Annotated in this window: 23 protein-coding genes; 10 read left to right on the forward strand and 13 right to left on the reverse strand. The window is 64.9% G+C overall.

Features of this window, described 5'->3' with window-relative positions; genetic code table 11:
• Positions 1 to 27: 27 nt before the first annotated feature.
• The gene (locus C7T96_RS08490; RefSeq protein ID WP_106570952.1) at positions 28 to 1,122 is read right to left on the reverse strand and encodes a BMP family ABC transporter substrate-binding protein; all 1,095 of its coding nucleotides are present in this window, start codon (positions 1,120 to 1,122) and stop codon (positions 28 to 30) included.
• 18 nt (positions 1,123 to 1,140) lie between these two features.
• Positions 1,141 to 1,932, reverse strand: a complete 792-nt coding sequence (locus C7T96_RS08495; RefSeq protein WP_245414099.1) for a GntR family transcriptional regulator — start codon at positions 1,930 to 1,932, stop codon at positions 1,141 to 1,143.
• 241 nt (positions 1,933 to 2,173) lie between these two features.
• Here C7T96_RS08495 and C7T96_RS08500 point away from each other — a divergent pair, with 241 nt between their 5' ends.
• From C7T96_RS08500 to C7T96_RS08520, 5 genes are all read left to right on the forward strand, one after another.
• Positions 2,174 to 3,037, forward strand: a complete 864-nt coding sequence (locus C7T96_RS08500; protein ID WP_106570953.1) for an aromatic ring-hydroxylating dioxygenase subunit alpha — start codon at positions 2,174 to 2,176, stop codon at positions 3,035 to 3,037.
• Positions 3,038 to 3,069: 32 nt separating this feature from the next.
• A complete protein-coding gene (locus tag C7T96_RS08505; protein ID WP_106570772.1) occupies positions 3,070 to 3,975 on the forward strand; it encodes an aromatic ring-hydroxylating dioxygenase subunit alpha in 906 nt (301 codons plus the stop codon).
• 21 nt (positions 3,976 to 3,996) lie between these two features.
• Positions 3,997 to 5,763 (forward strand): Rieske 2Fe-2S domain-containing protein, encoded by a 1,767-nt coding sequence (locus C7T96_RS08510; RefSeq protein ID WP_106570773.1) that lies wholly within the window; start codon positions 3,997 to 3,999, stop codon positions 5,761 to 5,763.
• 10 nt (positions 5,764 to 5,773) lie between these two features.
• Positions 5,774 to 6,421 (forward strand): glutathione S-transferase, encoded by a 648-nt coding sequence (locus tag C7T96_RS08515; RefSeq protein ID WP_106570774.1) that lies wholly within the window; start codon positions 5,774 to 5,776, stop codon positions 6,419 to 6,421.
• A 123-nt stretch (positions 6,422 to 6,544) separates the two neighbouring features.
• Positions 6,545 to 7,669, forward strand: a complete 1,125-nt coding sequence (locus tag C7T96_RS08520; protein WP_106570775.1) for an S-(hydroxymethyl)glutathione dehydrogenase/class III alcohol dehydrogenase — start codon at positions 6,545 to 6,547, stop codon at positions 7,667 to 7,669.
• Positions 7,670 to 7,784: 115 nt separating this feature from the next.
• Here the strand turns inward: C7T96_RS08520 and C7T96_RS08525 are convergent, their stop codons facing one another.
• The 6 genes from C7T96_RS08525 to C7T96_RS08550 form a co-directional block, all read right to left on the reverse strand.
• The gene (locus C7T96_RS08525; RefSeq protein WP_106570954.1) at positions 7,785 to 8,678 is read right to left on the reverse strand and encodes a LysR family transcriptional regulator; all 894 of its coding nucleotides are present in this window, start codon (positions 8,676 to 8,678) and stop codon (positions 7,785 to 7,787) included.
• Positions 8,679 to 8,823: 145 nt separating this feature from the next.
• Positions 8,824 to 10,368, reverse strand: a complete 1,545-nt coding sequence (locus C7T96_RS08530) for an ABC transporter ATP-binding protein (protein ID WP_106570776.1) — start codon at positions 10,366 to 10,368, stop codon at positions 8,824 to 8,826.
• A 10-nt stretch (positions 10,369 to 10,378) separates the two neighbouring features.
• Complete coding sequence (locus C7T96_RS08535) at positions 10,379 to 11,311, reverse strand: ABC transporter permease (RefSeq protein WP_106570777.1); 933 nt, start codon at positions 11,309 to 11,311, stop codon at positions 10,379 to 10,381.
• A 7-nt stretch (positions 11,312 to 11,318) separates the two neighbouring features.
• Complete coding sequence (locus C7T96_RS08540) at positions 11,319 to 12,356, reverse strand: ABC transporter permease (protein WP_238719957.1); 1,038 nt, start codon at positions 12,354 to 12,356, stop codon at positions 11,319 to 11,321.
• Between the two features lie 418 nt (positions 12,357 to 12,774).
• Positions 12,775 to 13,725, reverse strand: a complete 951-nt coding sequence (locus tag C7T96_RS08545) for a BMP family protein (RefSeq protein ID WP_338036312.1) — start codon at positions 13,723 to 13,725, stop codon at positions 12,775 to 12,777.
• 85 nt (positions 13,726 to 13,810) lie between these two features.
• Positions 13,811 to 15,112 (reverse strand): amidohydrolase family protein, encoded by a 1,302-nt coding sequence (locus tag C7T96_RS08550; RefSeq protein ID WP_106570780.1) that lies wholly within the window; start codon positions 15,110 to 15,112, stop codon positions 13,811 to 13,813.
• A 434-nt stretch (positions 15,113 to 15,546) separates the two neighbouring features.
• Here C7T96_RS08550 and C7T96_RS08555 point away from each other — a divergent pair, with 434 nt between their 5' ends.
• From C7T96_RS08555 to C7T96_RS08575, 5 genes are read left to right on the forward strand one after another with little or no spacing between them, the layout of a single operon-like run.
• Positions 15,547 to 16,302, forward strand: a complete 756-nt coding sequence (locus C7T96_RS08555) for a GntR family transcriptional regulator (RefSeq protein ID WP_238719956.1) — start codon at positions 15,547 to 15,549, stop codon at positions 16,300 to 16,302.
• Positions 16,303 to 16,361: 59 nt separating this feature from the next.
• Entirely contained in the window at positions 16,362 to 17,222 is an 861-nt protein-coding gene (locus C7T96_RS08560) for a xanthine dehydrogenase family protein subunit M (RefSeq protein WP_106570782.1), read from the forward strand.
• On the forward strand, positions 17,222 to 17,707 hold the full coding sequence (locus C7T96_RS08565; protein ID WP_106570783.1) for a (2Fe-2S)-binding protein: 486 nt from the start codon (positions 17,222 to 17,224) through the stop codon (positions 17,705 to 17,707). The genes C7T96_RS08560 and C7T96_RS08565 overlap by 1 nt, the downstream gene beginning before the upstream one ends.
• Positions 17,704 to 20,010 (forward strand): xanthine dehydrogenase family protein molybdopterin-binding subunit, encoded by a 2,307-nt coding sequence (locus C7T96_RS08570; RefSeq protein ID WP_106570784.1) that lies wholly within the window; start codon positions 17,704 to 17,706, stop codon positions 20,008 to 20,010. The genes C7T96_RS08565 and C7T96_RS08570 overlap by 4 nt, the downstream gene beginning before the upstream one ends.
• Positions 20,011 to 20,012: 2 nt before the next feature.
• On the forward strand, positions 20,013 to 21,029 hold the full coding sequence (locus C7T96_RS08575) for a GTP-binding protein (RefSeq protein WP_106570785.1): 1,017 nt from the start codon (positions 20,013 to 20,015) through the stop codon (positions 21,027 to 21,029).
• A gap of 182 nt (positions 21,030 to 21,211) precedes the next feature.
• Here the strand turns inward: C7T96_RS08575 and C7T96_RS08580 are convergent, their stop codons facing one another.
• The 5 genes from C7T96_RS08580 to C7T96_RS08600 form a co-directional block, all read right to left on the reverse strand.
• Entirely contained in the window at positions 21,212 to 21,823 is a 612-nt protein-coding gene (locus tag C7T96_RS08580) for a UbiX family flavin prenyltransferase (protein WP_106570786.1), read from the reverse strand.
• 12 nt (positions 21,824 to 21,835) lie between these two features.
• The gene (locus C7T96_RS08585; protein ID WP_106570955.1) at positions 21,836 to 23,227 is read right to left on the reverse strand and encodes a UbiD family decarboxylase; all 1,392 of its coding nucleotides are present in this window, start codon (positions 23,225 to 23,227) and stop codon (positions 21,836 to 21,838) included.
• Between the two features lie 72 nt (positions 23,228 to 23,299).
• A complete protein-coding gene (locus tag C7T96_RS08590; RefSeq protein ID WP_106570787.1) occupies positions 23,300 to 24,241 on the reverse strand; it encodes an amidohydrolase family protein in 942 nt (313 codons plus the stop codon).
• A 42-nt stretch (positions 24,242 to 24,283) separates the two neighbouring features.
• A complete protein-coding gene (locus C7T96_RS08595; protein WP_106570788.1) occupies positions 24,284 to 25,210 on the reverse strand; it encodes an amidohydrolase family protein in 927 nt (308 codons plus the stop codon).
• 404 nt (positions 25,211 to 25,614) lie between these two features.
• Positions 25,615 to 26,391: an ABC transporter ATP-binding protein gene (locus C7T96_RS08600; RefSeq protein ID WP_245414110.1), complete on the reverse strand. Its 777-nt coding sequence runs from the start codon at positions 26,389 to 26,391 to the stop codon at positions 25,615 to 25,617.
• Positions 26,392 to 26,519 lie beyond the last annotated feature (128 nt).

Genomic DNA, 26,519 nt, shown 5'->3' on the forward strand with positions numbered 1-26,519 from the left:
CAGGCGGACGCGCCGTGATTGCAGTCCTCAGCCGAGTTGGCCGATCATGCCCTTGACGAACCAGTTCATGCTGCGGATGTCGGCGTCGGACAGCACCGAGCCGGCCGCCGCCTTCACGTTCCCATCCTGGTCCTGCAGCTCGCCGGCATAGGGGTGCACGGCGCCGCTGCCGATATCGGCCTCGAGTTGCTTGAGTTCGGCCTGCACCTCGGCCGGGATCGCTTCGTTAAAGGGCGCCATCTTGACGAAGCCGCCGTTAAGCCCCTGCCAGCGCTCCTCCGCCTTCCAGGTACCGGCAGCGACGGCCTTGGCCGCGCCGACATATTCGCTCGACCAGTCGAGCACGAAGGCGGTCAGGTGCTTGCCGTTGCCGAACGGGCTCATGTCGCTGGCATAGCCGATCGACCAGGCGCCCTTCTCGCCGGCCACCTGCACGCCGGTCGCCGTGTCCGTCATCGAGCAGATGACGTCGCAACCCTGCGAAACCAGCGTGTTGGCCGCTTCCTTCTCCTTGCCCGGATCGAACCAGGAATTGAGGAAGATGGTGTTGCAGGTCACGTCCGGATTGACGCTCTGCGCGCCGAGCAGCAGCGCGTTGGCCGGGCCGACAATGTCGGGAATCGGGAAGCCGCCGATAAAGCCGATCTTGCCGGATTCGGTCATATGGCCGGCGGCCGCGCCGGCGACATAGGTGCCTTCGTAATATTTGGCCTCGAACGTGCCCAGATTCTTCAGGTGCACGATGCCCGAGCAGTGCTCGAACGCCACGTCTGGAAAACGCGGCGCGACCTTCTGCAGCGGCGTACCGTGCGAGAAGCTGGTGCCGAAGACGAGCTTGTTGCCGCTGGCTGCCAACTCGCGGAACACCCGCTCGGCGTCCTGCGGATTGAAGATATTGTCGATCACGGTCAGCTCGACCTCGTCGCCGAACTCGGCCCTGATCGCCTCGACGCCGAGACTGTGCTGTTTGGTCCAGCCGATTTCGGCCACCGGCGAAACGTAGACGACGCCGATCTTCAGCTTTTCCTGCGCGCGCGCAAACCCCGCAAGGCCGGGGGCGCCCAGCGCCAGGCCCGCCGCGCCCGCGCTTTTTAGAAAGGTTCGTCTGGAAAATCCGTTCATCATCGTTCCCTCTGTTGGTTACGGATCGCCGGCTTGGTTGCGCCGGAGATTGGCTGGCGGAATCGCATAGATCTGTGCGCCCTTATGCTCGGAGCCCGCCTCGTCGTTGGCCGCTTCGGTGTTTGCCGCCCCATCCGCGAGATAGGGCGCAAGCGCCTCGTGCGGGCTGAGTTCGGGAAAAACGGCCCGGTCCATGATGTAGCCGCGTACCACCGAGCGGTGATGCGTGTCGATCAGTTCCATCGCCTTCTTCAACCGCCCCTTTTCCAGAAGGTCGATGACACGCGAATGGTCGTCGAGAAGATTGCAATAGTCGAAATCCGCCGTGACCAGCGAGCGCAGCAAGGTCGTGCGCCGCACGAGCTGGGCGTGGATGTCCTGCATGACCTTGTTGCGGCTCAGCCGCACGAACACGGAATGGAACTCCTGGCCGAGCACGTCGGCGAGCGCGTCGTTGCCGGCGGCCACGGCCTGGCGCTGGCGTTCCACGTGCTGGCGCAATTCGGCCCATCCGCCGGGACCGAGCCGCTCGCTCAACTGCGCCGCCACGCCCTGTTCGACGAGCGTCAGCGCGTCGTAGATCTCCATCGCCTCCTGCATGCTCGGCTTGGCGACGAAGGCACCGCGATTGCGCTCGATCTGGGCAAGCCCGTCATCGGCCAGCCTGATTACGGCCTGGCGCACGACGATCCGGCTGACGCCGAAGATCTCGGCGAGCTCGCGCTCCCCCAGCTTACAGCCGGGCACGAGACGATGATCGATGATCGCCCGCGTCAGAATGTCGGCAATGGCCTGCGAGCGGCTGCTCATGACAGGGTCTCCTCCCGGCCGCGGTCTCCCATCCCGACAGCCGGGCGCACCCCGTCCGGGGTAAGCCACATCGCGGGAACCTGCAGCACGCGCCGATTGGAGGGCAATGGATAGGGTTTCACAATCAATAAATGCCGAAAGGACTTTCAAAAAAACAGGAATTGCTATCCAATTTCACATCGAACAGGCTTCGCTCCAACGCAAAATGAGCCAAAAAACGGCCGCCCGGGAGGTTTTTTTCGTGAGCCAAGACCGCAGTTGCAACGACCCCGTGCTGGTCAATGACTGGCATATCATTGCCGACCTCGCCACCCTGCCGCAAGGCCAAACCCATAGGGCGCGCCTGCTCGGTGTCGATTTGGCCGCGCGGGAGAGCCGGACCGGCTATGCGGTGACCCGCCTGGACACGAACGAGCCGGTCGCCGCGACCGAACGCTACGGCTTTTTGTGGGCCTGTCTCGGCACCCCCGAGCGCGACATCGTGGCGATACCCGAAACCGACGAACCCGACCGTCACATCATCACTGGCGGTTCGATCGGGGTCCGGGTTTCCGGCCTGCGGGCAGTGGAAAACTTCCTCGACATGGGCCATTTCCCCTTCGTGCACACGGGCTGGCTCGGCGAGGAGCCCCATACCGAGGTGCAGCCGTATCAGGTCCGTCTCACCGAGGGCGGCGAGGTGCTGGCCACCGAATGCCGCTTCTTCCAGCCCGCCGCCTCGCCGACCGCCAGCGGCGGCATGATGGTCGACTATATCTACAAGGTCGTGCGGCCCTACACCGTCGCGCTCTATAAGAGCAATCCCGTCCAGACCGACCGGCTCGACGTGATCTTTCTGTTCGTGCAGCCGGTCGACGAGGAAAACTGCGTCGCCCACCCGCTGCTGTGCTATCTGAAGGACGGGATCGACGCGGCCGGCGTGCGCGCCTTCATGCAGTTGATCTTCGGCCAGGACAAGCCGATCCTGGAAAACCAGTACCCCAAGCGGCTGCCGCTCAACCCGCGCGCCGAAACCCCGATCCGCGCCGACGCCGTGTCGGTCTATTACCGTCGCTGGCTGCGCGACCACAATGTACGCTACGGCGCGATTCCCGCCCATCACTGATGCGCCGCCCAGACCACAACGAAAGACCCGCCATGACCGAGCCGAAATGCACCGATCACGTGACCCTCAATCAATGGTACCCGCTTGGCGCCATCGACGAGGCGCCGCGCGCCCGCGCGATCGACACCGTCCTGCTTGAGGAAAACCTGTCCTACGCCGTCGCCGGAGACGGCACCGTGGCGGCCTGGCGCAGACGCGAGGACCTGAAGCCCGGCACGCCGGTCGACGTCGCGGCGCTGACCGACACGCTGCCGGCAATCAGCGCCTACGGTTATGTATGGGCCTCGCTCGGCAGGCCGCCGGCCGCGCTTTTCCCGATTCCCGAATATGCCGAGCCCGACCGCCGCAAGCTCAATGCGGCGACCATCGGGGTCAATGTCTCCGCCCCGCGCGCGATCGAGAATTTCCTCGACATGGGCCATTTTCCCTATGTCCACACCGACATTCTGGGTGCCGAACCCCATACCGAGGTCAAGGAATACGATGTCGAGATCTCGACCGATCGCGACGAGATCCTTGCCACGCGCTGCCGCTTCTTCCAGCCGATGGCCTCCACCGCGTCCGATGGCGGCGCCGATGTCGACTATATCTATCGCGTGCCGCACCCGTTCTGCTCGGTGCTCTACAAGTCGAGCCCGCTCGACGAGACCCGGCTGGACGTGATCGCGGTGTTCCTCCAGCCCCTCGACCAGGAGCATATCCGCGCCCACATGATGCTGTGCGTCCTCGACGACGAAAACGAGGACAAGGTCATCAAGCGTTTCCAGCAGACGATCTTCGGCCAGGACAAGCCGATCCTGGAAAACCAGTATCCCAAGCGGCTGCCGCTCGACCCGCGTGCCGAAACCCCGATCCGCGCCGACAAATCGGCCATCGCCTATCGCCGCTGGCTGAGCCAGAAGGGCGTCACCTACGGCGTCATCCCGGCCGCCGCCTGATCCCCTCATCCGGAGCGCACCATGCTGGACCAATCCAGGAACCGCTGGCACCCGATTGCCGCATCGCACGACCTCGCCTATCGCCACGTCTTCCACGGGCAGCTGCTCGGGCGCGAATTCGCCGTCTGGCGCGCCGACGACGATTTCGTCAACATCTGGGAGAACCGCTGCCTGCATCGCGGCGTGCGCCTGTCGATCGGCATCAATGACGGTCGCGAGCTCAAATGCCAGTATCATGGCTGGCGCTATTCCAACCGCACCGCCGGCTGCACCTATATCCCCGCCCACCCAGCCGACGCGCCGGCCCGCACCATCACCAACCGCACCTTTTCCGCCGTCGAGCGCTACGGCTTCGTGTGGACGGCCGAAGAACCGGTCGGCGAGGTGCCCGGCATCGCCGGACTGGCGGAGGGCGACCTGCTGGTGCTGCGCGGCATTCCCGTCAATGCCGCCGCCGACCGGGTTGTCGAGCATCTGCAAACCCATCGTTTCCAGCCGGTCGGCGCACTCGATGCCGACGGCGCCGAAATGGTCGTCGAGACCGCCGACGCGTTCTCGCTGGCGCTGCTGGCTCGCCAAGGAACGGCCGAGACACGCTGCGTGTTCTTCGTCCAGCCGGTCGACGCGGCGCGTTCCGTGATCCGCGGCGTGCTCGACCGGCAGCCGGAAGCCGCTCAACGGATGGCGGTGCTGCGCCACCACAATGAGCGCCTGTCGGCCCTGCGCGAGCGGATCGAGGACGCCGTGCGCGGCGAGCCCGCGCCCGCCCCGATCGAACCGATCTTCGATCCGGTGCCGGCCGAGCTCGCCGAGATGCCGCAGCCGACGCCGCACGGCCGCAAGGCGACCTTGCGGGTCGAGGTCGCACGCAAATGGGCCGCAGCCGACGGCATCGCCGGCTTCGAGCTTACGCCGCTGAGCGGCGGCCTGCCGACCTTCCAGCCCGGCGCGCATATCGACGTGCACATGCCAAACGGCGAAATCCGCCAATATTCGGTCGTCAACGGCCCCGGCGAAAGCGACCGCTTCACCATCGGCGTCAAGCGCGAGCCCGAATCCGCCGGCGGGTCCTCGTGCATGCACGACACCGTGCGCGAGGGCGACGTGCTGGCGATCTCCGAGCCGCGCAACAATTTCCCGCTGCGCCGCGACGCCTCCAAAACGCTGCTGGTCGCCGGCGGCATCGGCATCACGCCCTTGCTCGCCATGGCCCAGGCCCTGCACAATCAGGACCTTGCCTTCGAGCTGCATTATTTCGCCCGCGACGAGGCGCAGATGGCGTTTCGCGAGCGGCTCGACGGATTGGGCGCAACCTTGCATCCGCATCTCGGCCTCGATCCGCAAGCCACCGGCGACACGCTGTCGAGCCTGTTTTCGACCTATCAGGATGGCATGCACCTCTATCTGTGCGGTCCCGGACCGATGCTCGAGGCCGCGCGCCGCGTCGCCGCCGAACGGGGTTGGCCCGAACAGGCGATCCATTTCGAGTACTTCAAGAACACCAACGAGATCGACGACAGCTCCACCTTCGAGGTCGCGCTGGCGCGGTCCTGCCTCACCTTCCAGGTTCCGGCCGGCCGCACCATTCTCGACATGGTCCGCGAAAACGGCGTCGACATGCCGTCCTCATGCGAACAGGGCGCGTGCGGCACCTGCCTTGCGACCGTCATCGAAGGCGAGCCGGACCATCAGGACGTCTATCTGAACGACACCGAAAAGCGCAGTGGCACCAAGATCATGACCTGCGTGTCGCGCGCCCGTTCGGCGCGGCTGGTGCTGGATTTGTGAGGCAAGGCGGATGATCAAGCTCTACGATTACGAACTTTCCGGCAATTGCTACAAGCTGCGGCTCTTGATGAGCATTCTTGGCGTCGACTACGAGACCGTGCCGGTCGATTTCTATCCCGGCCGCGAACACAAATCGGACTGGTTCCTGCGCCTGAACCCGCTCGGCCAGCTTCCGGTTGTCGACGATGACGGACTGGTGCTGCGCGATGCCCAGGCGATCCTGGTCTATCTGGCCGCGCGTTACGACCCCTCCGGCACCTGGTATCCGCGCGACGATCCCAGGCTTCTGGGCGAAGTCAGCCAATGGCTGGCGTTCGCCGACGGCATCACCGCCACCGCTTCGGCCGCCAGGCTGCATGACGGCCTGTTCTACGATGTCGATATCGACGCCTGCCGTGCCGGCGCACACCGCCTGTTTCGCATCCTCGACGAGCATTTGTGGTTCGGCGAACAGGAAGGCCGCGACTGGCTGTGCGCCGCCGCCGCTCCCACCATCGCCGATATCGCCTGTTTTCCCTATGTGATGCTGTCGGAGGAAGGCGGCATATCGCGCCAGGACTATCCGGCGATCCGCCGCTGGTGCGACCGGCTCAAGCGGGTTGACGGCTTCATCGTCATGTCGGGCATCTTCCCGGCCAGCCGGGCACGTGCGGCTTAAGGTATCGGCACCACGGACGGGAATCGATTTTCCGACCGTTCCGCGCTTTAAAGGATGACGCGGGTCGCGCAGCGCCGCGCCATCCCCAAACCCCTAATGATGTGATCGAAGAGGACTATTGCCATGAAGACACGTGCGGCTGTTGCGGTTGGGGCGGGCCAGCCGCTCGAGGTTATGGAGGTCGATCTTGAGGGGCCGCGCGCCGGCGAGGTTCTGGTCGAGATCAAGGCGACGGGCATCTGCCACACCGACGAGTTCACACTGTCGGGCGCCGATCCGGAAGGGATTTTTCCGGCGATCCTGGGCCATGAGGGCGCCGGCGTGGTGGTCGATGTCGGTCCGGGCGTGGAAAGCCTGAAAAAGGGCGACCACGTCATCCCGCTCTATACGCCCGAATGCCGCCAATGCCCGTCCTGCCTGTCGCAGAAGACCAATCTGTGCACCGCCATCCGCGCCACGCAAGGCCAGGGCCTGATGCCCGACGGCACCAGCCGGTTCTCGATCGGCAAGGACAAGCTCCACCACTATATGGGCTGCTCGACCTTTTCCAACTTCACCGTGCTGCCGGAGATCGCGCTGGCCAAGGTTCATCCCGAGGCCCCGTTCGACAAGATCTGCTATATTGGCTGCGGGGTCACCACCGGCATCGGCGCCGTCCTCAACACGGCCAAGGTCGAGATCGGCGCCACGGCGGCCGTGTTCGGGCTCGGCGGCATCGGCCTGAACGTCATCCAGGGCCTGCGGCTGGCCGGCGCCGACCGGATCATCGGCGTCGACATCAACGACGACAAGAAGGCGTGGGGCGAGAAGTTTGGCATGACCCATTTCGTCAACCCGACGCAGGTGGACGACGTGGTGGCCGAGATCGTCAATCTGACCAAGCGCGGCGCCGACCAGATCGGCGGGGCCGACTACACGTTCGACTGCACCGGCAATGTCAAAGTGATGCGCCAGGCGCTGGAAAGCGCCCATCGCGGCTGGGGCGAGAGCATCGTCATCGGGGTGGCCGGCGCCGGCCAGGAGATTTCGACCCGGCCGTTCCAGCTCGTCACCGGCCGCACCTGGAAGGGCACCGCCTTCGGCGGCGCCAGGGGCCGCACCGACGTGCCGAAGATCGTCGACTGGTACATGGACGGCAAAATCTCCATCGACCCGATGATCACCCACACGCTCACCCTCGACGAGATCAACACAGGCTTCGATCTCATGCACAAGGGCGAAAGCATCCGAAGCGTCGTCGTGTTCTGAGCCTGGGAGGCATACGCCTCCCTCCCAGCCATCGCCCGCCGGCGGCGTTACGCAACCGCGTGAAGAAACGCCCCGGCGGGCCTGATCCAGCTTGGCTGGCCGCCCTCGCCCGGCCTCAGCGCTCGCGTTCGGCGTCGAGCAGATATTCCTTCATTTTCTGGGCCACAGGCGACAGGGCGCGCTGACGGTGCTGCAGCACCGACACGTCGCGGCTGATCGCCGGCTCGACCAGCTTCATCACCTTGACGTCGACCAGCGGCGCGAGTTGGCGGGCGTTTTCGGGCAACACGGAAACGCCGAGCCCGGCCGCGATCATACTGATCGCGGTGGTCGAGAACCGCACCTCGTAGGACGGCCGGACATCCGGGGCAACACGCAGCAGCGCCCGGTCGACGAGGTCGCGCAGCGGATTTTCCTTCGCCAGCGCGATCAGCGCCTCGCCGGATAGATCCGACCAGCGCACATTCTTCTGGCGCGCGAAACGATGGTCGGCCCGGCACACCAGCATCAGCCGATCGCGCATCATATGGGTGGATTCCACCTCCGGGTCCTCGTCTGCGACCGTCCCGATGGCGAGATCGACCTCGTTGCGCTTCAAGGCCGGACGGATCTCCTCCTCCGGCATGTCGCGCACCTGCACGCTGATATCGGGATAGCGCCGGTTGAACCGGGCGATCACCGGCGGCAGAAAGGTGGCGGCCAGGACGATCGCCGAGGCCACCAGAACCCGCCCGCGCCGCAGCGAGGCGAGTTCGTGCACGCTGTCGACGGCGATTTCCAGGTCTTCCAGCACCTTGCGGGCCTGGGGAAAGAACTCGCGCCCCGCCCCCGTCAGGCTGACCATGCGGGTATGGCGGTCGAACAGCCTCTGCCTGAGCTCGGTCTCCAGCTCTTTGATCAGGATGCTGATCGCCGACTGGGTCAGGTTCAACCGGCCGGCGGCAAGGTTGAAACGGCCAAGCTCCGCCACGGCGACGAAGGCCTGGATCTGGCGAAGCGTTACGTTCACACGGCGGGTTCCGTCCTGCTGGGTCCGATGGCCGTCGCGGCCATCTCCATCCGGCAGGGTGACGCTATCGCGATTGATTTTCAATCCGACAATATTCGCGAAATTGTTTCGAATTTTGAATGAGAGTGCCGTCCGCGCTCGCGCATCACACACACGCGGCGGCCAGTCGGGCCGCTTCCTGCCTGTCGCCGGCCATCAGCAGGCCCATCTCCTCGATGCGGCTCCGGTCGGGCGGCAACTCGCCGACCAGCTCGCCATGAAACATCACCAGAATGCGGTCGCAAATGGCGAACAACTCCTCCAGCTCGGTCGAAATCAGCAGGATCGCCCGCCCCGCCTCGCGCTGCTTGAGTACTTCCTGCATCACCAGTTCCATGGCGCCGATGTCGATGCCGCGGGTGAGCTGGTTGATCAGCAGGAAATCGGGATCGCGGGCAAGCTCGCGCGCCACGACCAGCTTTTGCTGGTTGCCGCCGGACAGGTTCTGGATCAGGTCGAACTCGCCCGACGCCTTGACCCGGAACCGGCGGATCAGGTCGCGCGTGTGCTCGGCGATCGTGCCGAATTTCAACAGCCCGTGCCTGGCGAAGGGCGGCCTGTTGTAGCGCTGCAGCAGAACGTTTTCCGTCAGCGCCAGCGGCAAGACGATCCCCATCTTGTGGCGGTCTTCGGGAATGTGTGCGAGCGGCCGGCGATTGACCTCATCCGGCGGCAGCCGGCTGATCTCCTCGCCATTGAGCGAAATCGTGCCCGCCGTGACCGGCAACAGCCCGGTCATGGCGAGCGCGAGTTCGCTCTGGCCGTTGCCGGACACGCCCGCGATCCCGACGATTTCGCCTTCGCGAACCTCGAGCGAGACGTTGCGCACCGCCGGCAGGCCGATCTCGTTGTCGCAGCTCAGCCCCTCGACCCGAAGCACGGTGCGGCCCGGCGCCCCGTTCGTGCGCGGCAGGTCCATCAGGACGTCGCGGCCAACCATCATGCGCGCCAGTTCGCGCGGATTGGTGTCGGCGGCCCGGGTCGTGAACACCACCTTGGCATCGCGCATCACGCTGACGCGGTCGCTGACCGTCATCACCTCGTCGAGCTTGTGCGAGATGAAGATCACCGTCTTGCCGTCCTTCACGAGGTGTCGCAACAGCACCAGCAGGCGGTCGGTCTCCTGCGGCGTCAGCACCGCCGTCGGCTCGTCGAGGATCAGAAGGTCGATGCCGTGAAACAGCACCTTCAAGATCTCGACCCGCTGCTGTTCGCCGACCGAAAGGTCCTGGATCAGCGCGTCGGGACGCACGTCGAGCCCGTAGCGCTCCGACAGGTCGCGAATCCGCGCATGCACGTCGCCCATGTCGGTGATGACGCGTGCCGGCATGCCCTGGCCGAGCACGTAGTTTTCCGCCACCGTCAGGTTGGGCACCAGCATGAAGTGCTGATGCACCATGCCGATGCCGTGCCGGATCGCCTCGCGCGGCGAGCCCAGCCGCAACGGCGCCCCCTTGTAGATGATCTGGCCTTCGTTCGGAGACAGGACCCCGCACAAAATGTTCATCAACACGCTCTTGCCGGCGCCGTTCTCGCCGAGCAGGGAGTGAATCTCGTTTTCCTCCACCTCGAGCGTCACCCCGCCGCTGGCGACGAGGTCGCCGAAGCGCTTGTGGATATTGTCCATGCGAAGGAAGGGCTGTGTGGTCATCGATCCCGCCTCACGCCTTGTTATAGGGGACGCCGAGCATCTTCGGCGTGTCGGCCTTGTTGCGCACCATCACCAGCGCGACGATGGTCATCACGTAAGGCAGCGCCTGCAGGGCCTGATAGGGAATGTTGAGCGCCGGCTGCGCCTGAAGCTGGAGCTGGAGCGCATAGAAAAGGCCGAACAGCATCGCGACGAAGAACGCGCCCACCGGCGACCAGCGCGCGAACACCACCACCGCGAGTGCGATGAAGCCGCGGCCGGAGGTGATGTTCTCGACGAACTGGTTGGAATGGCCAAGCGTCAGAAACGCGCCGCCGAGGCCGGCCAGTCCGGTGCCGATCATGACCGCCCCGTAGCGATAGGCGGCCACGCTGCGTCCGACCACGTCGACCGCCTTGGGATGCTCGCCGACGGCGCGCAGGGTCAGGCCGAACGAGGTTTTGTAGAGCACCACCACCGCGAGCACCACGACGAGCAGCGTGCTGTAGACGATGGCGTTGTGACGGAAAAACGCCTCGCCGAAGAACGGCAGATCGCTGAGCCCGGGAATGTCGAGCGGCTGCGCGATTTCCACACCGCGGCCGGTGCCGACGAAATAGGTGCGGAACAAAAAGGCCGTCAGTCCCATCCCGAGCAGGTTTATCGCCGCACCGACCACGATCTGGTTGGCCTTGATGGTGATGGTGAAAAAGGCGAATAGCAGCCCGACGGCCATGCCGGCGCCGATCGCCGAGGCCAGTCCGAGCGGCAGGCTGCCATAGGTGAACATGGTGGCGAAACCGACGAAGGCGCCGACCAGCATCACGCCCTCCAGCCCGATATTGAGCACGCCGGCGCGTTCCGAAAACACCTCGCCGATCGCGGCGAAGATCAGCGGCGTCGCCAGGCGCCAGGAGGCGCCGATCGTGGTGGCGATGAAACCGAGTGTCGCGACGTCTTCCATGATGAACCTACTGCGAACGGGAGGCGGAGCGGAACCGGTAGACGCCGAAGGCGACGACCGAGAGAATGACCATGCCCTGGATCACCGACACCAGAACCTGCGGCACCTGGGCGGTGATCTGCATCAGTTCGGACCCGGAGCGCAGTATGGCGAACAGCCCGCCGGAAAAGATCGCCCCGATCGGGTTGTTGTTGGCCAGAAGCGCAACGGCGATGCCCTCGAAACCGTAACCGGGCGAGATGTTCTGGTAGAGCCGGCGCGTGACGCCGGCGATCTCGAACGCCCCGGCCAGCCCGGCCATGCCGCCGCTGATGCAGATGGCGATCATGATGTTGCGGCCGACATTGATACCCGCATAGCGCGCCGCGTTGGCATTGATGCCGACCACGCGCACGGCGTAGCCGGCACTGCTGCGGAACAGGAAGATATAGAAGGCGATCGCCAGCGCGACGGCGACCAGGATGCCGATATGCAGCCGCGTCGGCGGCAGGATGCGCGGCATCCAAGCCTCCTTCAACAGCCGCGCCGATTGCGGATAGGCCGAGGCGGCGTCGCGCAGCGGACCGGTGACGAGATAGCTGGTCCCGATCAGCGCGATATAGTTGAGCATGATCGTGGTGACGATCTCGCTGGCGCGGAAATAGACCTTGAGCAGGCCGGCGATCCCGGCCCAGGCCGCGCCGGCGGCGGCGCCGGCCACCATGATCAGCGGCACGTAGATCCAGGGCGTCAGCCCCTCGAAGGCCACGCCGACGATCGTCGCCGCGACCGCCCCGGCATAGAGCTGGCCCTCCGCCCCGATGTTCCAGATGCTGCAGCGAAACGCCACGCACAGACCGACGCCGATCAGGATGAGCGGGATCGACTTCAGCAGGATCTCCGCGATCGAGCGCGTGTCCTGCAACACGCCGACGATCATCACCGAAAACACGTCCCAGCCGTTGAAGCCGTTCAGGCTCAGCAAAATACCGCCGCAGATCAGCGCGACGAGAACCGCCGCGGCGGGCAAGGCGATCGCTTGGGCGATCCGAACCAACATGCTCATGGCATTTCCCATAAGATCGGTATCCGCGGCGCCTGGCCGCTCGTTTTCGATGTTCGCCATGATCCTGTCGTCGTTGAAAAAACTCTCGAAAGCGCGGAAGCGGAGACCGGTCGGCTGCCGACCCGCGCGGGTGATGGTGTTATTGGCCGCGGGTAGCGATCTCGCCGGCGATGATGCGGTTCCTGGCGTCCTCCACTGTGTGACGGACATCGTCCGGCACCGGGCGGGCGGAATGGTCGTTGTAGGAGAAAGCCCTCCTCGAACACTTCACGACGCTCCCTCCCTCATCATCACCTGGCACGGCGCGACGAGCTTTCGCCGCCGCCGTGAGGGCGCGCCCTGCGCGCCCCCGTCCTTCATGGTGCCTGGTGTGGCTCGATCGTTTCCGGAAGCCGGCGACCGGCTCCGCGGTCGGGCCTCAGCGGGCGCGCGTCTGGATTTCGCCGGCGGCGATCTTGGCCCTGACCTCCTCGACGACAGCGCGAATATCGGCCGGAACCGGATTCTTGACGTCGTCGCGGAAGGTGAACTTCATCACCTCGGGATCCTTCAGGCCGAACTCGTAGTTCTGGGTCGGCACGTCGCCCTCCTGGATCATCCGCGCCACCTTCACCACGCCCTGGGCGTAGTCGGCGACGTAAAGGCCCAGAATATGGTCCGGCGCGACCTCGGTGAAATCGCTGAAGATGCTGAACGTGCCGACATCCTTGCCCGCTTCCGCGATCGCCTGGTAGCCGCCGATCGTGGCGCCCGACGCATTCGGCACCAGGAAGTCGACGCCTTGCGCGATCATGCTCAAGGCCGCCTCCTTGGTCGCGGTGGTGTCGGAGAAGTTGCCGATATAGGCCTCACTGATCGGGAACTCGGCATCGACGCTGCGCGCGCCGTTCCTGAAGCCCTCGAACGCCTGCTGGATCGGCGGGATTTCCATACCGCCGACAAGGCCGGCCTTCTTGCCCATCTTCGCGGCGACCACGCCCATCAGGTAGAAAGGCTGGCTGGTGTCGGTGTTGAGGCCGATCACATTGTCTTCGTAAACGTGGCTCGAGGAAATCAGAAAGACCGTGTCGGGATAGTCCGGCGCCACGTCGAGGGCGGAATCCTGAAATTCGAAACCATGCCCCAGGATAATGTCGTAGCCCTGGCTGGCGTAGTCGCGGAACGCCTTTTCGAAAGAGGCCGGGTTCTGCTGCAGCTCGACATAGCTGACCTGCGCGCCCAGCTCCTTCTCCACGCCCTTCAGCGCGTTGTAGCCGATACGGTTCCAGCCCTCCTCCGAGACGCTGCCCGGCACGAGCAGCCCCATCTTGAGCGTGTCGGCCCAGGCTGCCGTCGGCAACGACATCGTCACCGCGGCCGCAACCGCCATGCCCGCAATATAACTGCGTCTATTCAGGTTCATGATGCTCCTCCCAGATTTCTTTCATCATGCGTCCCGGCCCCGGTGGAACCGGTCAGCCGCTCCCCGCCGGCTGGCGGTGCTCGTCTCCCGCGACCGGCCTGGAGGCCATCTCGAAAACGGGTTTGCCCTTGGCGATCACCGTCATCGTATCGGCGCCCCCGGCAACGAACGTGTCGACATCGGCGCAATCGGTGACCAACAGGTCGGCGAACGCGCCTTCGCGCAGGCCGTAATCGGCTCCCAGGCCCATCAGCCGAGCCGGGATTTCGGTCATCATCGAATAGATGGTTTTCAGTTCGTCGCCGCGCAGATGGCCGGCAAGCAGCGTCCAGCGGCCGATCTCCAGCATGTCGCCGGCACCGGTCGGCACGAACGGATCCTGGATATTGTCCGATGCGGTCGCGATCGGCACGCCCGCGCGCACGAGTTCGGCCACGCGCGTCAGTCCGCGCGGAGGCAGCATGTCGGCGTCGCGCCCCTGCAGATAGAGATTGGCCGCCGGCAAGGTGACGACGCCGAGATCGAGTTCGAGGATCTCGTCGCGGATGCGCTCGAAGGCCGCGCGCGGCATGGCGCTCAGCACCGAAACGTGGCTCAGCACCGTGCGGCTTTCGAGCCCGTATTTGCGCACCCGGTCGAACACGGCATCGAACAGCGGCCGCTGCGGGTTGAGATGTTCGTCGAGATGCAGATCGACCGGCTTGCCGTGGCGGGCGGCAGCGCCGAACAGAATGTCCATATAGCGGTAGGGGTCCTCGGCGACGGCCGGGGTGCCGCCGACCACGTCCGCCTTTTCCACCGCCGCGTCGATATTGGCGTCGAGCCATTCCAGGTCCTGGCCCGGATGCGGGGTCATGAAGGCGACCAGTTGCAGGGTCAGCCGCTCCGCCCAGGCCCCGCGCAGCGCCGCCAGCGCCTCGATGCCGTTGAAGCCGGCATCCTTGTCGACATTGATATGGCTGCGGATCGCGGTCGTTCCGCGCGACAGGCAGCGCGCCATGGTGCGCTCGGCGCGACGCGTGATGTCGTCCGGCGGCGCGGTGCGGGCATATTTGGCAAAGGCCTCGCGCGCGCCCTGCAACGTGCCGGACGGGTTCGGCGTGAACCGCAGCACGCCTGTCTTGTCGAGATGCTGGTGGGCGTCGACGAGGCCGCTTGTGACCAAACGGTTCGCAATGTCGACGACATCGGCGTCGGGCGCCGTCAACCCCTCGCCGATGCCGGCGATGCGCCCGTCGGCGCCAACGAGGATGTCGGCGCTGCGTATGTCACCGGCCCCGGCGACGACGCGTCCGCCGCGCAAGATGTAAGCGCGACCAGCACGAGGATGAAACACGCTGCCGTTTGCCAGCATCCCAAACTCCCTTTCCTGGCTTTCACCATCGACGGCAACGCTATCCCTGGCCCCATTGATTAGGCAAATTCATTATCCAGATAAATTCTTTCTGAATATCAATAAATAGAACCAGGGCGCCTCGAGCGTCGGTAGCCATGCGGCGCGCCGAGCGCCAGCGGCATGAATCGATCTGAAAGCAGGATAAATCGTGAACATCTCACATTAAAAACTCACAATTTTTCAATTATTATTTCTGATATGCAAATTATAGTGCATTTCACAATGCGATAATTATATAAATATAAATATCTTTCAAAAATTGTTGATTTTAATTACCTCATTTCGGAATACGATTTATATCATATTGATTTTAATGAATTTTTTACAGTTCCAATTTTTGTTGACAATCTTTACTTAAAGAATAAATTGTTGACAATCAAAGCGGAGGTCGCATGCCGGAATCCCCATTTCGCACCCGCCCCGGTCGCAACGCCGCCACGCCCGGCGCATCGATGAGCGGACCGGAAGCCGAAGAACGCGTCGTCAGCGCGGTGGTCGAGGCCATTCTCGGCCACCGGATCGCGCCGGGCACGCGGTTGATCGAACGCGAACTCGCCAACTATGCCGGCGCCAGCCGCTCCGCCATCCGTAATGGCTTGCTTACGCTTGCCCATGCCGGGCTCGTCGAGCTCAGCCCCAACAAGGGCGCGACCATCGCCATGTGCTCGCCGGAGGAGGCAAGACAGATCTTCGAGGCGCGCATCGTCATCGAGGCTTCGGTGCTCGACATTCTCGCCCGCACGCTCGACGAAGCCGGCCGCGCCAGGCTCGACGCCTTTATCGACGAGGAACATGCCGCCTACGAGGCCGGGCGCATGGAAGAGGCCCGCCACCTGTCGCGGCGCTTCCACCTGCTCGTCGCCGAACTGTCCGGCAACGACGTCCTGACCGGCTTCGTGCGCGATCTCATCAACCGCCAGCCGCTGCTGTCGTGGACGCGCGAGGTCCGCCAATCGCGCTTTTGCGGCAATGACGCGCACAAGCGCATCGTCGAGGCGCTGGCGCGCGGCGACGGCGCCGAGGCCGCGCGCCTCAACACCGAGCATCTGCGCGAACTCGAACGGGAGCTTCGCACCGACCGCGAAAGCGCCCTCAAGACCGTCGGCGCCGAGGACGCCGACGAGGTTCCGCGTCCGCGCCCCGGCTGACCGCCGGCGCCCGCCGGAAATGATCTTGAAGAACAAATAGATAAAGGGATGGAGCCGCCATGAGACGTTTTGACTACTACCAGCCGAAAAGCCTGGAGGAGGCCTCCGCGCTCATGGCCGATCTCGGCTCCGAGGCCAGCATCATCGCCGGCGGCACCGATCTCCTGGTCGAGATCAAGGAGGAGTTGCGCAAGCCGCGCCATGTCGTCGACATCAAGAAGATACCCGGCCTGCGCGACTATTCCTACGACGCCGAGACAGGTCTGCGTTTCGGCGCCCTGGTCACGGCGCGCGACCTGGAAATCTGGACCCCGGTAATCGAGCACTATCCAAACCTGCGCACCGCCGTCGCCGCGCTCGGCTCGATCCAGGTTCGCAACCGCGCCACCGTGGTCGGCAATGTCTGCCGCGCCTCGCCATCGGCCGACACCATTCCGCCGCTGATCGCCGACGGCGCGTCGCTGTCCGTCTACAATCGCGGCGACGAGCGGCAGATCCCGATCGAGGATCTGTTTATCGGGCCGGGCCGCACGGTCCTGGTGCCCGGCGACATCGTCACCGGCATCTCGGTGCCGCCGTCGCGCCCGCAAAGCGGCCGCGCCTATATCAAGCACGGCCGCCGCAAGGCGATGGAGCTCGCCACCGTCGGCGTTGCCGTCAGCCTCGAGCGCGACGGCGACACCTGCACCGAAATCCGTATCGCGCTCGGCGCGGTCGCGCCCACCCCGATCCGCGCCCGCAACGCCGAGGCGCTTCTGCGCGGCCGCGCCATCGACCCGGCCGCCTTCACCGCGATCGCCGATGCCGCGATGGCGGAATCCACACCGATCAGCAATGTGCGCGCCAGCGCCGCCTACCGCCGCGACATGGTCGGCGTGTTGACCCGGCGCGCCATCGGCCAGGCCATGGGAGGCGTTTGATGACCCGTATCGTCACAATGACCGTTAACGGACAGGAGCACGAGCTGCCCTCGCCCGCCAACCGCACCCTGCTTGATGTGCTGCGCAGCGAAGGCGGCCTGACCGGCACCAAGAAGGGCTGCGACGTCGGCGATTGCGGCGCCTGCACGATCATCATGGACGGCAAGCCCGTCAATGCCTGCCTTGTGCTGGCCGTCGAGGCCGAAGGCGCCGATATCCTGACCATCGAGGGTCTGCAGCACGCGCCGGACAGACCGCATCTGTTGCAGGAGAAATTCATGGAGCACGGCGGCGCCCAGTGCGGCTTCTGCACGCCCGGCATCGTCATGATGGCCAAGGCCCTGCTCGACGAAACCCCCGCCCCGAGCGAGGACGAGATCCGCTTCGCGCTGGCCGGCAATATCTGCCGCTGCACAGGCTACACCAAGATCATCGAGGCCGTTCAGAGCGCGGCCGAAGAATTGAACAAAGCGAGGGCGCAATGACCGTTCACGAGCTTCCCGTCGCGACCAGGCAGACCTTCTCGGTCGTCGGCAAGAGCGTCAAGCGCTCCGACACGCTGGAAAAGGTTACCGGCAGCGCCGTCTATGCCGGCGACATCATCCTGCCCGGCATGCTGCACGGCAAGATCAAGCGCTGCGAGATCGCCCATGCCCGCATCAAGGCGATCGACACCTCCAAGGCGCTGGCGCTCAAGGGCGTCAAGGCCGTGCTCACCCACGAGAACGTGCCCCGCGTCCTGCATTACGGCTCGCCGCATCCGCGCTCGGCCTCCGTCACCAGGGACCAGTACATTCTTGACGACCGCGTGCGCTACTGGGGCGAGGGCGTGGCCGCGGTCGCGGCCGTCAGCGAAGAAATCGCCGAGGAAGCGCTCGGCCTGATCGAGGTCGAATACGAGCCGCAGCCGGCCGTCTTCACCGTCGAGGACGCGCTGAAACCCGGCGCCCCGGCCCTCCACGACAACGGCCTGGACGAAAACAACGTCCTGCCGCCGGTGATCGTGGAACGCGGCGACATCGAGCAGGGTTTTGCCGAGGCCGACCTCGTCCTGGAGGGCGAATACGAGCTCGGCCGCCCGACCGCCGCCTATATGGAGCCCAATATCTGCGTCACCCGATGGGACGGCAACGGCAAGCTCACCATCTGGAGTTCGACCCAGACCGCCTTCATGGTGCGCGGCGCGCTGGCCGAGGTTCTCGGCGTCCCCCTCAACAAGGTCCGCGTCGTGGTCGACCACATGGGCGGCGGGTTCGGCGCCAAGCAGGACCTGTTCCAGCACGAATTTCTGGCCGCCCTGCTCGCACGCGAGACCGCGCGGCCTGTGCGCATGGAGTTTTCCCGCAAGGAGACCTTCTTCGGCGGCCGGTCGCGTCATCCCGGCAAGATCTGGCTCAAGCAGGGGTTCACCAGGGACGGCCGCATCACCGCGCGCCAGGCGCGTGTGGTCTTCAATTCCGGCGCCTATGGCTCGCACAGCCCGGGCGTGACCAATGTCGGCACCGCCGCGATGACCTCGCTCTACCGCTGCGACAACGTGCATCTGGAAGGTCGCGCCATCTACACCAACACGCCGATCGCCGGCGCCTTTCGCGGCTACGGCGTGGTGCAGACCTATTACGCCATCGACCTGCAGGTCGACGAGGCGGCCGAAAAGCTCGGCTTCGACCCGGCCGAGTTCAAGCTGAAGAACGCGGTCCGCGAGGGCGACATCGCGCCGTCCAACCATCCCATCGTCGGCCACGGCCTGGAGGACTGCATCCGCCGCGGCATGGCCGAGAGCGACTGGCACACCGCGCGCAAGGCGCCCAAGGGCGACGGCGTCAAGCGTCGCGGCTGGGGCATCGGCTGCGAAATGCACGGGTCCAGCGCCTATCCCGGCATCAAGGAACAGGGCAACGCCATCGTCAAGATGAACGAGGACGGCACGGTCACGCTGTTGACCGGCACGGCCGGCCTCGGCACCGGCGCCCACACCGCGCTGTCGCAGATCGTCGCCGAGGAGCTCGGCGTGCCGTTCGAGGATATCGCCGTCGTCCAGGGCGACACCGACGTCGTGCCCTGGGACATCGGCGCCTTCGCCAGCCACACCACCTATATGGGCGGCCGCGCCGCCCAGATCGCGGCCGCCGACGTGCGCCGCCAGGTGCTGGCCCATGCCGCGCCGATGCTCGACGCCGCCCCCGAGGACCTAACGATCGTCGACGGGCTCATCATGCGCACCGACGGCTCCAACCGGTCGATCCCGCTCGGCGAGGCGGTCGCCCCGCAGCGCGGCATGCCGGCGATCCAGCTCGTCGGCGTCGGCACCTATACGCCGACCAAATCCTACTCCTTCGGCGCCCATTTCGTGGAGGTCGAGGTCGACACCGAGACCGGCGAGGTCGCCGTCCTCCAGGTGATCCCGGTGCACGAGATCGGCAAAATCATCCATCCGGTCGCCGCCGCCGGCCAGATCGAGGGCGGCATCCAGCAGGGCATTGGCCATACGCTGAGCGAGGACTACGTGATCGACCTGACCAACGGCCGCTCGCTCAATCCGAGCTTCGTCGACTACAAGATGCCGCTGTCGATGGACATGCCCCCGATCCGCACGATCATCCTGGAGACCGCGCCCGATCCGGGCGGGCCCTGGGGGGCCAAAGGTGTCGGCGAAGACCCGATCATCGCCATCGGGCCCGCCATCGCCAACGCCATCCACGACGCGATCGGCGTGCGCTTCCGCCACTACCCGATCACGCCGGAAAACGTCCTCGACGCCCTGCGCGCGAAAAGCAAGGAGGCATGACAATGCCCAACATCGAGACCACAAGCGGCGACAAGGTTCCCGTCACCATCCTCACCGGCTTCCTCGGCGCCGGCAAGACGACGCTGCTCAACTACATCCTGACCGAGCGCCACGGTCACCGCATCGCCGTGATCGAGAACGAATTCGGCGAGATCGACGTCGATTCCGACCTGGTGATCGCCTCGGAGGAGGAGATTTTCCAGATGCAGAACGGCTGCATCTGCTGCTTCGTCGACGTGCGCAACGACCTCGTCGAGGTGCTGCAGAAGCTGCTTGCCCGCAAGGACAAGTTCGACCACATCCTGGTCGAAACCAGCGGACTGGCCGACCCCACCCCGGTCGCAACCAGCTTCTTCATCGACAACGAGGTCGCCGGCCAGGTCGAGCTCGACGCGATCGTGACCATGGTCGACGCCAAGCACATCGCCCAGCATGTCGACGATCCGCTTCTCGACGGGCGCGACAACCAGGCGGTCGACCAGATCGTCGCCGCCGACCGGATCGTCATCAACAAGGTCGATCTGGTCGACGATGCCGCCGTCGGCGCGCTGGAAACCAATTTGCGCAAGCTCAACGAGACCGCCGACATTCTGAAGGCCAGCTATGGCAAGGTCGACCTGTCGAACATTCTCGGCATCAGCGGCTTCCAGCCCTCCTACGTCGCCGAACGCGCCAAGCTCCTGAATCTCGACGACCACGATCACCACCACCATCACACGCACGATCAGACGGTGGCATCGGAATCCTTCACCTTCGACAGGCCCTTCGACCGCGCCAGGCTGGAGGCGACCCTGTCGGCCTTTCTCCAGGAAAACGGCGACGCGATCTTCCGCACCAAGGGGATTCTCGCGATCGAGGACGACGACCGTTTTTTCGTGCTCCAGGCCGTCCACAAGCTGATGGACTTTCGCCCCGACCACGCCTGGGGCAAGGACCGCCCCTATTCCAAGCTGGTCTTTATCGGCCGCGACATCGACCGCGCCGAGATCGAGAAAATGCTCGAAACCTGTCTCGCCTGAGACGACCCATCCTCCCAGGACACCCCACCTGTCGCCGGCCTTCACGCCGGCGATTTTTTGCCTGCTCCGTTCGCGGGCACATAGGTCAAAATGATCGTCCGCCTGTCGTCGGGAGGAACGGGTATGTCGGGAAAATCGAAAAGTTGAAGCGTCTGCGCCCGGCCAAGGCACCAATGACGGGCCTACCCGGCCACCGGCTGCCTGGCCGCGCCCTTCAGCCCGGCCCAGCGCCGCACGAGGCAGGCATCGATGTCGAACAGGTCGAGCACCCGCCCGACCGTGTGGTTGACCATCTCGTCGATGGTCTGCGGCCTGGCATAGAATGCCGGCACCGGCGGGCAGATGATCGCGCCGGCCTCCGTCGCCTGCGCCATCGAACGGATATGGCCCGAATGCAGCGGCGTCTCGCGCAACATCAAGACCAGCTTGCGACGCTCTTTGAGTGTCACGTCGGCGGCGCGCGCCAAAAGGCTGGAGGTCACGCCGGACGCGATCTCGGCCAGCGTCTTGACCGAACACGGCGCCACGATCATGCCCAGCGTGCGGAACGAGCCGCTGGAACAGGCTGCGCCGATATCCTTGTTGGAATGCACCACGGCCGCCAACTGCTCGACCTCGGCGATCGTGCTGTCGGTTTCCATCGCCAGCGTGATCCGCGCCGCGTTCGACACGATGAGATGCGTCTCGATGTCGAGCGCGCGCAGGATCTCCAGAAGGCGAATGCCGTAGATCGCGCCGGAGGCGCCGCTGATGCCGACGATCAGCCGCTTGCGGGAGGGATCGGCCGGCTTCACGGGACGCCCGCCTCAGCCGCCGGCAGTGCCGAGCCGTTCGAGCACGGCACGGGCGCGGGCGAACGCCGCATCGTCGATCCTGGCCAGCGTGCCATGAAAATCGGCGCCGCGCGTAGCGTCGAGGCCCATGCGCGAGGTGGTGCCGATGCCCGACGCCGACGGGTCGAGCGCGTTGCCGGGCAGCCCTTCGATGATGACGACGTCGCGATGCGGCTGGAAATGGGTCGAGAGCGCCCAAAGCACGTCGCTGTCGCGGGTGACGTCGACATCGGCGTCGACGGCGATCACCGTCTTCAGATAGGCGTCCCAGCCGAGCAGGCCGAGCATGACCTGCCGCGCCTCGCCCGGCCGCATCTGGTTGAGCGCCACATAGGCGTGGAAATGGGTGCCCGAAGCCGGGTAGTGCACGGCCGTCACGCTCGGAAAACGCTGCTTTAGCTTTTCCACCATCTCGGCCTCGCGCGGCACGCGCCCGAGATTGAGATGTTCGGCCGAATTGCCGCCGGCGACCGACACCAGCATCGCGTCGCGCCGGCGCATCACCGTCTCGACCCGGAACAGATTGTTGGTCGAGCGGTCCGACGAATAGCCGGTGAACTCGCCGAAAGGCCCCTCCTCGACATGGGCCTCCGGCTCGATCACCCCTTCCAGCACGATCTCGGCGAAGGCCGGCACGCGGATGCCGTGCTTGGGCGTGCGCACCACTTTGAGCGGCTCGCCCAAGAGCCCGCCGGCCACGTCGCGCTCATCGGCGCCGAAGGCGAGCCGGGCCGAGGCGGCGATCATGAACAGCGGATGCGCACCGATCACCATGGCGACCGGCATCGGCTCGCCGCGCTCCTTGGCCATGTTCAACAGCCGCCACAAATGGCCGCGCGAATGCAGGCTGGTCGCCAGTTCGTTCTTCGAATGGATCATCGCCCGGTGGTAGCTCAGATTGCCGCCGCCGGTCTCGGGATGCTCGGCGATGATGACGCCGCTGGTGATGTATTTCGCCCGATCGGTGGCGAAGTGCTTCAGCATCGGCAGGGTCGCAAGGTCGATGTCGCCGTCCTCGACCAGTTCGCTCACCGGGCCGCTGTCGAGTTCCACCGGCGCGACCTCGCGGCGCGCGCGCGCCTGATAGGCCTCGTGCAGGCGGCTTTCCTCGACGCCGAACAGATGCGCGATGCGCTCGCGCGAACCGAAAATATTGGAGACGACCTCGGCCCCGATATTTTCGACCTTGCGAAAATGCAGCACCGGCGCCCGGTTTTGCGCAGCCAGCGCCCAGATGCAGGCGGTGACGTCCTGGTCGTCGGAGACCGGCTCGTCGATCGTCAGGAGATCGTGCGGACAGGCCGCGCGATAATCGGCCAGGAAACGGCGGATGTCCTGGGCGTCGTGGGGGGCCGGCTTGTCCATCAGCATACTCTTTGATCTTGCCTCGGGCACGGGAGATGCGGCGGCCCGGCATCGCCGGGCCGCCTGCGGACATCAGGCGGGAACAGCCTGGCCCGCGCCGCGCGTGACGCCTGCATAGGTGTCCGTCAGGCGCGCCTTCGCCTCGTCCATGGTACGGGGCGGAGGGGTGGGGTCGATGCCGACCAGCTTGGCGATGTTGTTGCCCAGATAACCTTCCAGGTCGTCCTCCGACAGGCCGAGCCCCTGCGGCGGCTCGTGGCACAGAACCTCCAGCTCGCGCAGCCACATGCCGGGCTCGTTGGGCGGCGAATCGGTGCCGAAGACGATCTTGTCCTTCGGCAGTTCCTTGGCGAACTCGACGATCCGTGACTGGAAGCACCAGCCGGATTCGCAATAGACGTTGGGGGTGTCCATCGCCATCCAGAAGGATTCGAAGGAATAGTTGCCGCCGGTCTGGATGCCGAAATGGCCGATGATGAAATTGACCATCGGGAACTCGCGGATGATCGGGTAGAACATGGTCGGGATCGTGTAGGGGCCGTCACCGGTGTGGATCAGCACCACGACGCCGAGCTCGGCGCATTTCTTCATCGCCGGCCGCAGCCATTCCAGCGCCCGGTCCGGCCGGTAGCCGTGCATGTTGGCGTGCAGTTTCAGCATCTTGAAGCCGTATTCCTTGACGTGGAATTCCAGCTCCGCCGCGCCGTTCTCCGGGCCCCAGCGCGGGTTGTAGTTGAAGTTGCCGATGAAGCGGTCCGGGTATTTCTGGCACAGCTCGGCGATGTAGGCCATGTAGTCGCGAATGCCCTCGCGGCCCATGCGGTTGCCGTCGCGATAGCCGGTATTGCCGGGCGGCGGCTGGATGAAACCCATGTCGATGCGGCGCGGCTTGCCGTTGATCCAGTACGGACCGTCCATCAGCTTGAGCATGCGCTCGCCGGTGAATGGCGTGCCGGTGTGCCGCCAGGCCTCGTCGACCAGATTGGTCGGATGCAGGTGGGTGTCGATAATCATGATGATCTCCGGGATTTTTCGAGAGCGATACGCCGGACGGCCTCAGGCCGTTGCGAGGCTGGGCGCTTCGCCCTTCAGACGTGCTTTCGCCTCTTCGAGGGTGCGCGGCGGCGGCGTCGGATCGAGGCCGATCATGCGCGCGATATTGTTGCCGAAATAATCTTCCAGCGTGTCCTCATCGAGGTTCATGCCCTGCGGCGGCTCATGGCACAGAACCTCCAGCAGCCTCAGCCACATGCCCGGCTCGTTGGGCGGCGTGTCGGTGCCGAACAGGATCTTTTCCTTCGGCAGTTCCTTGGCGAACTCGACGATGCGCGACTGCAGGCACCAGCCCGATTCGGCGTAGACATTGGGCGCGTCCAACGCCATCTGGAACGGCTCGAAGCAGTAGACGCCGCCCGTCTGCACGCCGAAATGGCCGAGGATGAAATTGACCTCGGGGAACTCACGGATGATCGGATAGAACTCGGTCGGGATCGAATAGGGTCCGTCGCCGGTATGCACCTTCACCAGAAGGCCGAGCTCGGCGCATTTCTTCATCGCCGGGCGCAACCAGTCGAGCGCGCGGTCAGGCCGGTAGGCGTGCATGTTGGCCTGGAGCTGCACCATCTTGAAGCCGTATTCCTTGGCGTGGTGCTCGATCTCCTCGGCGCCGTTCTGGGTGCCGTAGCGCGGATTGTAGACGAAGCAGCCGAGGAAGCGGTCGGGATATTTTTGAACCAGCTCGACCGTGTAGGCCATGTAGTCGCGGATCGCGTCCTTGCCGGTCAGGTCGCCGTGCCCGTCAGTATAGATCGTGTTGCCCTGGGGCGGCTGGATAAAGGCTTTGTCGATGCGGCGCGGCTTGCCGTTCACCCAGAACGGCCCGTCCATCATCTTCAGCAGGCGCTCGCCGGTAAACGGATCGCCATCGTGCCGCCATGCCAGGTCGACCAGCTTGGTGGGGTAGCAGCTAATGTCGATTATCATCGATTGTCTCCACAATTGGCAAAGTCCCGCCAACACGGAGCCCGTGCGCGGCGAAACCACCGCGCCCGACAACAATCCTGCCGCAATCTCTGTCAGCTCTTACCGTCGGGCGCAGATCAAGTGATCTCTTGCCAGCAATTCCCGACCGGATTTTTCGCGTTATACGCGACCGAAATTCGGCGTTCTGCTTCTACTGACAATGACAAATTCTTAGCCGATTCAGCCAAGATTTGAAAGTAAAAAAGGAGAAAAAATTCAAGTAATTTCCTATGCTTAGGAAAATATCGGCACATCGCGGCCCTTGCCTGCGGCCCTTCCGCAAGCCCCGCCGCGTTCCGGCGCGCGTTTATCATCCGCGCCTCGGCCACACCCAATAGGTGCAGCCGAAACGCCCCCCTTCCCGCCTAGTCTTTCGAACCGATTTGCGGCGTGTCGGCCCGCGCCTCGGCAATCTTTTCCCTCAATTCATGCACGATGTCGTTGAACTCTACCGTGTAGGTCAGGTCGATCGGCCGCGGCCGTTCGAAACCGATCTCGCGTTCCAGCACCACGCGTCCGGGCCGCGCGCTCATGACGAAGACGCGATCGGCCAGGTAGACGGCCTCGCGCAGATCGTGCGTCACCAGCACCACGGTGAATTTCTTCTTCTGGTGCAGGTCGCGGATCACGCCCCACAATTCCTCGCGGGTGAAGGCGTCGAGCGCGCCGAACGGTTCGTCGAGCATCAACAGGCCGGGCTCGTGGATCAGCGCCCGGCACAGATTGGCGCGCTGCTGCATGCCGCCCGAGAGCTGCCAGGGATAGTTCGATCCGAAACCGCCGAGACCGACCAGATCGAGCATGGCTTCGGCACGCGCGACATACTCGGCCTTGTGCTTGCGCAGCCGCTGGGCGTGCGGCGAGACGATCTCCAGCGGCAGCATGATGTTTTCGAGCGTGCGCCGCCACGGCAGAAGCGACGGGTTCTGGAACGCCATCCCGACAATGTCGAGCGGCCCGCGAACCATGGTGCCGTCGACGGCGATGCGGCCCTTTTGCGGAATGACCAGGCCGGTCGTCAGCTTCATCAGGGTCGACTTGCCGCAGCCGGAGGGTCCCACGACGGCGGCGAACTCGCCCTTGCGCACCGACATGGTCAGCTCCTCGACGGCGGTCACGCCCTCGTCGCCGCCATAAGACAGCGTCACATCGGAAATCTCGACGAAATCGGTTTGCGGCCGGCCGGCCTGGGCCGGATCGATCTGCGCCAGCTTGACCGGCCGCTTGGCGGCCGCGCCGTCGGCTTGATGCAGCGAAGTTTCGTTATAAA

This window comes from Nitratireductor sp. StC3 (assembly GCF_003015025.1).
GTDB lineage: Bacteria > Pseudomonadota > Alphaproteobacteria > Rhizobiales > Rhizobiaceae > Mangrovimarina > Mangrovimarina alexandrii.